Annotated in this window: 10 protein-coding genes; 9 read left to right on the forward strand and 1 reads right to left on the reverse strand. The window is 68.9% G+C overall.

Annotation, left to right across the window (positions count from 1 at the left end; translation table 11 throughout):
• Positions 1–7 precede the first annotated feature (7 nt).
• From F7Q96_RS23035 to F7Q96_RS23055, 5 genes are all read left to right on the forward strand, one after another.
• A complete protein-coding gene (locus F7Q96_RS23035) occupies positions 8–997 on the forward strand; it encodes a YVTN family beta-propeller repeat protein (protein ID WP_053822046.1) in 990 nt (329 codons plus the stop codon).
• A 163-nt stretch (positions 998–1160) separates the two neighbouring features.
• Entirely contained in the window at positions 1161–1931 is a 771-nt protein-coding gene (locus tag F7Q96_RS23040; RefSeq protein WP_144425814.1) for a polysaccharide deacetylase family protein, read from the forward strand.
• Positions 1931–2905 carry a sterol desaturase family protein gene (locus F7Q96_RS23045; RefSeq protein ID WP_053822045.1) on the forward strand — a complete coding sequence of 325 codons (975 nt, stop codon included), beginning with the start codon at positions 1931–1933 and terminating at the stop codon, positions 2903–2905. The genes F7Q96_RS23040 and F7Q96_RS23045 overlap by 1 nt, the downstream gene beginning before the upstream one ends.
• 157 nt (positions 2906–3062) lie before the next feature.
• Positions 3063–3935, forward strand: a complete 873-nt coding sequence (locus F7Q96_RS23050; RefSeq protein ID WP_151023348.1) for an EI24 domain-containing protein — start codon at positions 3063–3065, stop codon at positions 3933–3935.
• A gap of 13 nt (positions 3936–3948) precedes the next feature.
• Positions 3949–4773 carry a competence/damage-inducible protein A gene (locus tag F7Q96_RS23055; protein WP_053822044.1) on the forward strand — a complete coding sequence of 275 codons (825 nt, stop codon included), beginning with the start codon at positions 3949–3951 and terminating at the stop codon, positions 4771–4773.
• Between the two features lie 194 nt (positions 4774–4967).
• On the opposite strand, the gene F7Q96_RS23060 is transcribed toward F7Q96_RS23055, so the two are convergent.
• Positions 4968–5432 carry a rhodanese-like domain-containing protein gene (locus F7Q96_RS23060; protein WP_053822043.1) on the reverse strand — a complete coding sequence of 155 codons (465 nt, stop codon included), beginning with the start codon at positions 5430–5432 and terminating at the stop codon, positions 4968–4970.
• 519 nt (positions 5433–5951) lie between these two features.
• On the opposite strand from F7Q96_RS23060, the gene F7Q96_RS23065 reads away from it, so the two are divergent.
• The 4 genes from F7Q96_RS23065 to ntrC all read left to right on the forward strand — a co-directional run.
• Complete coding sequence (locus tag F7Q96_RS23065; protein WP_053822041.1) at positions 5952–7367, forward strand: 3-hydroxylaminophenol mutase; 1416 nt, start codon at positions 5952–5954, stop codon at positions 7365–7367.
• Positions 7368–7505: 138 nt separating this feature from the next.
• A complete protein-coding gene (locus F7Q96_RS23070; protein ID WP_249041709.1) occupies positions 7506–8150 on the forward strand; it encodes a DUF4124 domain-containing protein in 645 nt (214 codons plus the stop codon).
• A 10-nt stretch (positions 8151–8160) separates the two neighbouring features.
• Positions 8161–9339 carry a nitrogen regulation protein NR(II) gene (gene glnL / locus F7Q96_RS23075; RefSeq protein WP_151023350.1) on the forward strand — a complete coding sequence of 393 codons (1179 nt, stop codon included), beginning with the start codon at positions 8161–8163 and terminating at the stop codon, positions 9337–9339.
• Between the two features lie 103 nt (positions 9340–9442).
• Positions 9443–10809, forward strand: a 1367-nt coding sequence (gene ntrC, locus F7Q96_RS23080) for a nitrogen regulation protein NR(I) (protein WP_249041710.1), incomplete at its 3' end; no start/stop codon positions are given.

Here is a 10809-nt window from a genome sequence, read left to right on the forward strand (position 1 = left end):
CGTGTCTATGCCCGCCTTTCGCCGTGTCGTTGCTGCCTGTTTATCCTGGACCTGTCTTGGCGCGGCGGCCCTGCCAGCCCGGTCGGCCCATGCCGAAGTGGTCGTGGTGCTCAATTCGGGTGACGCAAGCGTTACTCTGATCGACCGCGACAGCCACAAGGTGCTGGAGACCTTCCCGGTCGGCAAGGAGCCCCACCACCTGATCGCGACGCCCGACGACCGCTCCCTGATCGTCGCCAACGCGGTCGGCAACGACCTGGTCTTTCTAGACCCGGTCAGCGGGCGGGTCCAGCAGCGCGTGCCGGACATCGACGACCCGTATCACATCGGCTTTTCGCCGGACCAGAAATGGTTTGTCGTGACCGGCAACCGGCTCGACCGCGTCGACCTGTACCGCTGGGACGGCCGCGCGCTGAAGGCGGCCAGGCAGTTGCCGCTGGGCCGCACCCCCAGCCATATCGCCTTCACCGCGGACAGCCGCATCGCCTTCGTGACGCTGCAGGACTCGAACGAGGTGGCCGCGATCGATCTGCCGACGCAGACGCTGCTGTGGCGCATGGAGGCCGGCTCGGCGCCGGCCGGCATCTGGGTGACGCCGGACCAGCGCTACCTGCTGGTCGGCATGACCGGCGCCGATTATGTCGCCGTGATCGACTGGCGCACGCGTGCGGTGGTCAAGCAGATCCAGACCGGCAAGGGCGCGCACAACTTCCGCGCGCTCGGCGACAAGCGGCATCTGCTGCTGACCAACCGCGTTTCCGGCACCATCAGCATCCTGGACCAGCAGACGCTGACCAAGGTCGGCGACATCACCGGCCTGCCGCCGGGCCCGGACGACATGGAACTGGCTGCCGACGGCAAGACGCTGTGGGTGACCTTCCGCTGGGCCCGCTCGGTCGGCGTGATCGACGTGCCGAGCCGCAAGCTGATCAAGACGATCCGCGTCGGACGCTCGCCGCACGGCATCTATTTCCGCACGCGGGCGCCGCTGTATTGACGGGGGTGGTATGAGCCTTGGCAACCTGCTGCCGGCATCGATGCTCGCGTTTCTCTCCCCGCTCCGGCCCGGCGGGAGCGGGGTGGGAGCGGGGAAGCGGTCGCGCGGGCGTGGGTGGCTGGCGCGGGCCTGGGCGGCCGCGCTGTTCGGTCTGGCGCCCGTCATGTCGCCCGCCGCCGATGCCGCCCCCGACGACTGCCGCGCCGGCACGCTGTACCTGACCTTCGATACCGGCAGCATGAGCCAAGCGCAGCTGATCGCCGACGTGCTGCGCCGCCAGCGCGTGCGCGCGACCTTCTTCCTGGCCAACGAGCCGACCGTGCGCGGCGACCATTCGCTCGATCCCGGCTGGGCGCCGTACTGGAAGGCGCTGGCGGCCGACGGCCACGTATTCGGCTCGCATACCTTCGACCACGTGTACCTGCGCAGCACGCGCGGCGGCAAGGTCGTGATGCGGCCGCAGTTCGGCCCGAAGGCCGGCCAGGACATCGCGATGGACCAGGCCGCGTTCTGCGCCGAACTGGATCGCAGCGCCGCGGCGCTGCAGCGGCTCGCCGGGGTGAAGATGGATCCGCTGTGGCGGGCCCCGGGCGGCCGCACCGCGCCGCAGACGCTGGCCTGGGCGCGCCAATGCGGCTATCGCCATGTCGGCTGGGCGCAGGCGGGCTTCCTCGGTGACGAACTCGATTCGGACCGCTATCCGAACACCGCGCTGCTGACGCGGGCGCTGCGCGACCTGCGCGACGGCGACATCGCGATGGCGCATCTGGGCATCTGGTCGCGGCGCGATCCGTGGGCGCCGGCCGTGCTCGAGCCGCTGATCGAGGGCCTGCGCCGCAAGGGCTTCTGCTTCGCCACGCTGCGCGAGCATCCGGACTACCGCCAGGCCAAACCGGCCGGCGCCGCGGCACGCCATACGGGAGGGGCCAACTGATGCTGCAGACCTTGGACGCCTGGCTCGGCGATCTCGAAGGCGCGCTGTTCCAGCACGTGGTGCTGCCCGTGGTCTATGCGCTGGGCCTGGGCGGCTATGCCGAGGACGCCTTCGCCGGCACCGAATGGCTGGTGGTCGGGCTGCTGCAGCTGACCGTGATGGTCGCGCTGCTGTGGCCGCTGGAGCGGCTGCGTCCGGTCGAGCCGGTCACCGATCGCGCCGCGATCCGCACCGACATGATCTACACGATGATCCACCGGCTCGGCCTGTTCCGGCTGGTGCTGTTCTTCCCGCTCGATCCGGCGGTCGACGCGATCGAAGGGCGGCTGCATCTGGCCGGCTGGCAGCGCATCAATGTCGAGGACTGGTGGCCCGGCGTCACCAGCGAGCCGCTGGTCAGCTTCCTCGTCTACCTGCTGCTGTTCGACCTGCTCGGCTACTGGTATCACCGGCTGTCCCACACGGTGCGCTGGTGGTGGTGCCTGCATGCGGTCCATCACAGCCAGCGGCAGATGACGCTGTGGAGCGACAACCGCAACCATCTGCTCGACGATCTGCTGCGCAGCCTGGTGTTCGCACTGACCGCGCTGGCCATCGGCGTCGAACCGTCGCAGTTCCTGCTGCTGGTCGCGCTGTCGCAGCTGATGCAGAGCCTGCAGCACGCCAACGTGCGGCTGCATTTCGGCCGCGTCGGCGAACGCCTGCTGGTATCGCCGCGCTTTCACCGCACCCATCATGCGATCGGCATCGGGCACGAGGCGCACGGGCAGCCGGCGCGGCTCGGCGGCTGCAACTACGGCGTGCTGTTCCCCTGGTGGGACATGCTGTTCGGCACCGCGCGCTTCGCCGACGACTACCCCGCCACCGGCATCCGCGACCAGCTGCCGCCGCCGGCTGGGCGCGGCCGCGACTACGGTGCCGGCCTGCTGCAGCAGCAGTGGTACGGCATCAAGCGCTGGTTCCGGCGCGCCTGAGGCCGTCGCGCACGGCGATCCTGCCGTGCCGACACGATGCGTTGCCGGCACGTGTGCTAGTCTGTCCCACCTGAATCGGCCCCGATGGCCGGCCCCGCGCCGCCGCGCTGCCCGCGCCGTCCGCGCCCGCGCCGATCCGTTTCGACCTTCGCATTGCATGAACGACCTCGTCCGCTCCTTCGTCCGCGCGCTGATCAGCCAGCTGCATCCGCGCATGCTGGCGCTGACCGTGATTCCCTTCGTGCTGGCCACCGTGTTCTGGGGCGGCCTGCTGTATTTCACCTGGGATCCGGTGATGACCGCCGCGCGCGGCTTCCTCGAAAGCTCGATCTTCACCAGCTGGATCTACGGCGCGCTCGACTGGTTCGGCCTGTCGTCGCTGCGCGCGGTGGTGGCGCCGCTGTTCGTGGTCGCGCTGACGATTCCGCTGGCGGTCGCCTCGCTGCTGCTGTTCATCGGCCTGTGGTCGGTGCCGGCGGCGGTGCGCTTTCTCGAGCGCAGCTATCCGGAGCTGGCCAAGAGCAAGGGCGGCAGCGTGCTGGGCAGCGTCTGGCATTCGCTGTCGAGCACCGGCGTGTTCCTGCTGCTGGTGCTGATCTCGCTGCCGCTGTGGCTGGTGCCGCCGTTCTTCGCGCTGGTGCCGCCGCTGCTGTGGGGCTGGCTGACCTATCGCGTGATGACCTACGACGCGCTGGCCGACCATGCCAGCGCCGACGAGCGCAAGGCCATCATGCGGCGCCACCGGATGCCCCTGCTGATCATCGGCGTGGTGGTCGGCCTGCTGGGCTCGGCGCCGACGCTGCTGTGGGTCTCCTCGGCGGCGATCATCTTCCTGTTTCCGTTCGTGCTGGCCGGCGCGCTGTGGCTCTACGCGCTGATCTTCATCTTCTCGGCACTGTGGTTCGGCCACTACTGCCTGCATGCGCTCGGCCAGCTGCGCGCCGAGCGGCAATCGGTGGCGCCGCCCCCGGCCGGGCCGGATGTCATTGAACTGGCGCCGTCGGACGTGCGCCGCATCGAATCATCGTAAAAAGAGGGGCATCATGGGTTTCGGCCTGATCGTGATCGGCGACGAGATTCTGTCGGGACGACGCGAGGACAAGCACATGCGGCGCGCGATCGCGCTGCTGGCCGAGCGCGGCCTGGCGCTGCAATGGGCCGAATATGTCGGCGACGAACGCGAGCGGATCACCGCGACGCTGCGCCGCACGCTGGCGGGACCCGACGTGGTGTTCTGCACCGGCGGCATCGGCGCCACGCCGGACGACCACACGCGCCAGTGCGCGGCGGCGGCGCTGGGCGTGCCGCTCGAGCTGCATCCGGAGGCGCGGGAGCTGATCGCGCAGCGCATTGCGGAAACGGCGGGCGGCGATCCGGTCAAGGGCGACCTGTCGCTGCCGGAGAACCAGCACCGCTTCAAGATGGGTGAGTTCCCGCGCGGCGCCCGCATCATCCCGAACAGCTACAACCGGATTCCGGGCTTCTCGATCGGCCACCACCATTTCATGCCCGGCTTCCCGGTGATGGCGTGGCCGATGATGGAGTGGGTGCTGGACAACGAGTATTCGCACCTGTTCCATCAGGTCCAGCACGTCGAGCGGGCCTTCCTGGTGTTCGAGGCGCCGGAATCGACGCTGACGCCGCTGATGGAGCAGGTCGAGATGGCGTTTGCGGGCGTGCGCGTGTTCAGCCTGCCGTCGGTCGGCGACGCGCAGCGCGGCGAGCTCTATGCGCGCCGGCATATCGACCTGGGCGTCAAGGGCGCGCCCGCGCTGGTGGAGCCGGCCTACGCGATGCTGCGCGACGGCGTGCGCGCGATGGGATTCGAGGTGGTGGAGAACGCGGGAGCGGGCGTCAGCGCGGGGTAAGGTGGCATTGCGCGATCGCGCCGCAAAGGGGCGGGTTTGCTCCCGTCTCCCGCGGGGCTGGGGAGGGGGCGGTGATGCGCCAGCGTGTCGCCGTGGCGAGCGCCTTTCTCTCTCCCTCGGACCCTCTCCCCGACCCCTCACCCGCAGAGCGGGAGAGGGGAGAAAACGAGCGGATGGACGAAGCTGTCCGGTCCTCAAGCCCCGTGCCAAGGCAATCCGCGCACGCACCAGCCCTCGACGGTCTTGCGGTGATGGTGCTCGTCGCGCGCGCCTTCGAAGCCTTCCAGCACGTCGATCGCATAGCGGTAACCGGCTTCGGTGGCCACCCGGGCGGCGTGCTTGGAGCGCGCCGCGCTGCGGCACAGGAACAGCACCGGCGCGTCCTGCGGCACCTTGGCCTTCAATTCCTCGACGAAGCGCGGATTCTGCGCGCCGCCCGGATAGCCGGACCATTCCACGTGCAGCGACTGGCGCTCCGGCACATCGGGGCCGCCGACCCAGTCCAGCTCGGCCTGGGTGCGTACGTCGACCAGCACCGCGGCGGGATCGGCCATCAGCAGATCGTAGGCCTGCTGCGGCGTCAGGGCGCCGTAGTAGGGCAGTTGGTCCTGTTGTTGCCGCGCGTTGGCGGCCTGCAGAAGCGCGTCTCGGTTGGTCATTGCAAGGGACGGTTTGGATCGATAAGGGGCGTGACGCCGATCGCGGCCACACCTGCTGCAAAGACCGTTATTCTACTCCGCCGGCGCGGCGCGGCCGCAGTGCGAGGCCAGCGGCAGACTCGACATCGGGCGCTGGCGCCAGCATGGTGCCGATGGCACCATGGCGGTGCATTCGGCGGCGAGGGTGCACCGGTTTGGGGTGCGCGGCCCGTCGGACGGCGCAGCGGCCGAGCCGGCGGAGCGCTGTTGCGGCGTGTCCGGCATCCGTCCCGGTCCTTGCGCCAGCGCGGTGCGATGGCGCCATCCCGCGCCGATGCACAGCTTTCGGGAACGGCGCGGGGACGGCATGGCGGCAACGCCACCCCCGCGCCAAATCCGTGCGGACGTTGGCATGCTTTCTGCTAACATGCTTCGTCCTTTTGATGGCCGGTCGCCGCCGGCAGGCGGCAGCGATGCGCCCCCGGCGGCCGGCACGTGAATGGCTCCAACTGAACTCAGCCGAATTACCAGGAGATAGGCATGGCGCAGAGCGTTGCAGATGTGATGAAGCTGGTGAAGGAAAACGACGTCAAGTTCGTCGACTTCCGTTTCACCGACACCAAGGGCAAGGAGCAGCACGTGTCCGTGCCGACCTCGCACTTCGGTGACGACAAGTTCGAGAGCGGCCATGCTTTCGACGGCTCGTCCATCGCTGGCTGGAAGGGTATCGAGGCCTCCGACATGCTGCTGATGCCGGATCCGAACACCGCCCATATCGACCCGTTCTACGAAGAGCCGACGCTGGTGCTGACCTGCGACGTGGTCGAGCCGTCGGACGGCAAGGGCTACGACCGCGACCCGCGTTCGATCGCCAAGCGCGCCGAAGCCTATCTGAAGAGCACCGGCCTGGGCGACACCGCCTACTTCGGTCCGGAGCCCGAGTTCTTCATCTTCGACGGCGTGACCTGGAACGTCGACATGCAGGGCTGCTTCGTCAAGATCCACTCGGAAGAAGCGCCGTGGTCGTCGGGCCGCGAGTTCGAACACGGCAACAGCGGCCACCGTCCGGGCAAGAAGGGCGGCTACTTCCCGGTCGCCCCGATCGACACCTTCCAGGACATGCGTTCGGAAATGTGTCTGATCCTGGAGTCGCTGGGCATCCCCGTCGAAGTCCACCACCACGAAGTGGCCGGCCAGGGCCAGAACGAGATCGGCACCAAGTTCAGCACGCTGGTGCAGCGCGCCGACTGGACGCAACTGCAGAAGTACGTGATCCAGAACGTCGCCCACACCTACGGCAAGACCGCGACCTTCATGCCGAAGCCGGTGGTCGGCGACAACGGCTCGGGCATGCACGTGCACCAGTCGATCTGGAAGGACGGCCAGAACCTGTTCGCGGGCAACGGCTACGCCGGCCTGTCGGAGTTCGCGCTGTACTACATCGGCGGCATCATCAAGCACGCCCGTGCGCTGAACGCGATCACCAACCCGGGTACCAACTCGTACAAGCGTCTGGTGCCGGGCTTCGAAGCGCCGGTCAAGCTGGCCTACTCGGCCCGCAACCGCTCGGCCTCGATCCGCATCCCGTACGTGGCGAACCCGAAGGGCCGCCGCATCGAGACCCGCTTCCCGGATCCGCTGATGAACCCGTACCTGGGCTTCTCCGCGCTGATGATGGCCGGCCTGGACGGCGTGCAGAACAAGATCCACCCGGGCGAGGCCGCGGACAAGAACCTGTACGACCTGCCGCCGGAAGAGGATGCGAAGATCCCGACCGTGTGCGCGAGCCTGGATCAGGCGCTCGAGTACCTCGACAAGGACCGCGAGTTCCTGACCCGTGGCGGCGTGTTCAGCAACACGATGATCGACGCCTACATCGAACTGAAGATGGAGGAAGTGACCCGCTTCCGCATGACCACCCATCCGCTCGAGTTCGAGATGTATTACTCGCTGTAAGCGCTCGCTGCCAGCACGCGCTGTAAGCACACCGTGCTTGTTGCACCAGGAAGGGGCGGCCTCGGCTGTCCCTTTTTGTTTGGCTCGCTAGAATTGGGCTTCCTCCGATCTCGATGCCTGCCGATGCGACGCCCGTCCATGACCGCGACCCTGTCTTCGTTCCGCTTGCCGCACCGCCCCGGTGCCGAACCGGCGCCACTACCCCGGACCGGTGCATCGGCCGCCCTGTGGCTGGGCATCGCGGCGGGGGTGGTGGCGGCGCTCGGTCCGCTCGGAGCGTTGCCCGCAGCGGCGCAGTCCGCGCCGAGCGGTTCGGAGATCTACGTCTGCAGCGGCCCGAAGGGCGTGCCCGAATACCGCAACGGCAACGGCGGCAAGGGCTGCAGAAGGCTGGACCTGCCCGAGGTGCTGACCGTGCCGGTGACGCGGCAGCCGTCGCGCGGCGGCGGCGGTGGTGGCGGTGGTGGCGGTGGTGGCGGTGGTGGCGGTGGTGCGGCGCCGCTCGAAGGCGCGACCGCGGCGAATTTTCCGCGCATCGACGCCGCCACGCAGCGCCGCCGCGACGGCGAACGACGTGCGGTGCTGGAAGAGGAGCTGCGCAGCGAGCAGGCCAGGCTGGCCGCGCTGCGCGCGCAATTCAACGAGGGCCAGCCGCAGCGGCAGGGCGACGAGCGCAACTACCAGCGCTATCTGGACCGTACCGCCGCGCTGCGCGAGGACATCGCCCGCAGCGAGGCCAATGCGGCCGCGCTGCGGCGCGAGCTGGCCAACCTGAAGGACTGAGGATCGATCGATGCGCCGCCTGATTCGCAGCGTTTCCCGCAAGGTCGGCGGCGGCGAACGCGCGCCGGCCGACGACGCCGCCGTGTCGCCGGCAACGGCCGCGCCGCCGGTGGCGCCCGCGTTGGCCGCGTTGAGCGGACTTGCGGCCGGGCTCGACATGATGCCCAACCCCGTGCTGCTGGTCGCGCAGCCCGGCATGCGGATCGTCTATGCGAACCCGGCGGCCGAGGCGAGCTTCGGCCTCTCGCGCAAGTCGATGCTCGAGCTGTCGCTGTCGGCGCTGTTCGGGCGCGCCGACGAGCTCGACGCGATGATCGATTCGGTGCTGGCGCGCCAGGTCGATGCGCGGCGCCAGGACGTGGTCCTGCAACCGCCGCTGCGCGAGCCGATGCACGCGCATGTGGTGATCGGCGGCATCGACGCGAGCCCCGGCACCGCGCTGGTCGAGGTGCTGCCCAACGAGCAGAAGGTCCGCAGCGAAAGAGAGGAACGCATCCTCGACCTGACCTCGGCCAACAAGGAGCTGATCCGCAATCTGGCCCACGAGATCAAGAACCCGCTGGGCGGCATCCGCGGCGCCGCCCAGCTGCTCGAATTCGAATTGCCCGAGCGCAGCCTGCGCGAATACACGCAGGTCATCATCAAGGAGTCGGACCGCCTGCAGACGCTGGTCGACCGGCTGCTAGAGCCGCACCGGCATCCGCATATCGTGCGCGAGCTCAATATCCACGAGGTGCTCGAACGCGTGCGCTCGGTGGTGCTGGCCGAATTCCCCAACGGCCTCGAGATCGTGCGCGACTACGACGCCAGCCTGCCCGAGCTGTCGGGCGACATCGAGCAGCTGATCCAGGCCGTGCTCAACATCGTCCATAACGCGGCGCAGGCGCTGGCCGAGCGCATCGCGCACGGCGATGCGCAGATCGTGCTGCGCACGCGGGTCGCGCGCCAGGTCACGATCGCCAAGCGGCTGTACAAGCTGGCATTGGACTTGCATGTGATCGACAACGGTCCGGGCATTCCCGACGATATTCGCGAACGCATCTTCTACCCGCTGGTGTCGGGCAGGGATGGCGGCAGTGGGCTCGGTCTGACACTGGCGCAGACCTTCGTGCAGCAGCACGAGGGATTGATCGAATGCGAGAGCCGGCCCGGCTGTACCGATTTCCGCATCCTGCTGCCGCTGCGCTGAATCGCCCGAGATCGGCTCACGATCGATGCCTCCCACGCCGGGCGGCGGGCGGACGGCGCAGCGAAGGCGGACCTCCGAAACACCGAGCAGACAAGCGACGCACATGAAGCCGATCTGGATAGTCGACGACGATCAATCTATTCGCTGGGTCCTGGAAAAGGCCCTGGCCCGGGAGAGCCTGCTGTCCCGCAGCTTTACCAATGTGCGCGACGTGCTGTCGGCGCTCGAGGAAGACGAGCCCCAGGTCCTGATCTCGGACATCCGCATGCCCGGCGGTTCGGGTCTCGATCTGCTGCAGGCGATCAAGGCCCGCCATCCGGGCCTGCCGGTGATCGTGATGACCGCCTACTCGGATCTCGACAGCGCGGTGGCGGCCTTCCAGGGCGGCGCCTTCGAATACCTGGCCAAGCCCTTCGACGTCGACAAGGCCGTCGAGCTGATCCGCCGCGCGCTGGAGGAAAGCCTGCGCGAGGAGGAGTTGGACGACCGCCTGCTCGACGCGCCCGAGATCCTTGGCCAGGCGCCGGCGATGCAGGACGTGTTCCGCGCGATCGGCCGGCTGTCGCAGTCGAACGTGACGGTGCTGATCACCGGCGAGTCCGGCACCGGCAAGGAGCTGGTCGCGCGCGCGCTGCACAAGCACAGTCCGCGCGCCAACGGCCCCTTCATCGCGCTCAATACCGCGGCGATTCCGAAGGACCTGCTCGAGTCGGAACTGTTCGGCCACGAGCGCGGCGCCTTCACCGGCGCGCAGACGATGCGGCGCGGCCGCTTCGAGCAGGCCGAGGGCGGCACGCTGTTCCTCGACGAAATCGGCGACATGCCGTTCGACCTGCAGACGCGGCTGCTGCGCGTGCTGTCGGACGGCAACTTCTATCGGGTCGGCGGCCACAATCCGCTGCGCGCCAACGTGCGCGTGATCGCCGCCACCCACCAGAACCTCGAGACCCGCGTCAAGGAAGGGCTGTTCCGCGAGGACCTGTTCCACCGGCTGAACGTGATCCGGCTGCGGCTGCCGCCGCTGCGCGAACGGCCGGAGGACATCACGCTGCTGGCGCGGCATTTCCTGCAGAAGAGCGCCAAGGAGCTGGGTGTCGAACCGAAGCGGATGTCGGACGAGGCGCTGGCCTATGTCAGCACGCTGCCGTTCCCCGGCAACGTGCGGCAGCTGGAGAACCTGTGCAACTGGCTGACCGTGATGGCGCCGGCGCAGACCATCGAAGTCAAGGACCTGCCGCGCGAGATGATCGGCGGCGGCGCACCGGACGGGCAGGCCGGCATGGCCGGCTACGGCGTCGCGCGCGCGGCCGAGCGCGACGCGCAGGGCGGCGTCGAGGCGGTCGATGCCGCCGCCATGTCCGGCGGCATCGGGGGCGGGTTGGGCGGTGCGATGGCGGGCGGGTTTGCCGCCGACGGCGCGGCCACGCTGGCGCCCGATGCGGAGGCGCCGGCTTACGGCGGCCGCCTGGC

This window comes from Cupriavidus gilardii, assembly GCF_008801915.1.
In the GTDB taxonomy this organism is placed as follows: Bacteria; Pseudomonadota; Gammaproteobacteria; order Burkholderiales; family Burkholderiaceae; genus Cupriavidus; species Cupriavidus gilardii.

Coding starts and splice junctions, on each gene's coding strand:
- F7Q96_RS23035 (WP_053822046.1), top strand. CDS start 8: ATGCCCGCCTTTCGCCGTGTCGTTGCTGCCTGTTTATCCTGGACCTGT.
- F7Q96_RS23040 (WP_144425814.1), top strand. CDS start 1,161: ATGTCGCCCGCCGCCGATGCCGCCCCCGACGACTGCCGCGCCGGCACG.
- F7Q96_RS23045 (WP_053822045.1), top strand. CDS start 1,931: ATGCTGCAGACCTTGGACGCCTGGCTCGGCGATCTCGAAGGCGCGCTG.
- F7Q96_RS23050 (WP_151023348.1), top strand. CDS start 3,063: ATGAACGACCTCGTCCGCTCCTTCGTCCGCGCGCTGATCAGCCAGCTG.
- F7Q96_RS23055 (WP_053822044.1), top strand. CDS start 3,949: ATGGGTTTCGGCCTGATCGTGATCGGCGACGAGATTCTGTCGGGACGA.
- F7Q96_RS23060 (WP_053822043.1), bottom strand. CDS start 5,432: ATGACCAACCGAGACGCGCTTCTGCAGGCCGCCAACGCGCGGCAACAA.
- F7Q96_RS23065 (WP_053822041.1), top strand. CDS start 5,952: ATGGCGCAGAGCGTTGCAGATGTGATGAAGCTGGTGAAGGAAAACGAC.
- F7Q96_RS23070 (WP_249041709.1), top strand. CDS start 7,506: ATGACCGCGACCCTGTCTTCGTTCCGCTTGCCGCACCGCCCCGGTGCC.
- glnL (WP_151023350.1), top strand. CDS start 8,161: ATGCGCCGCCTGATTCGCAGCGTTTCCCGCAAGGTCGGCGGCGGCGAA.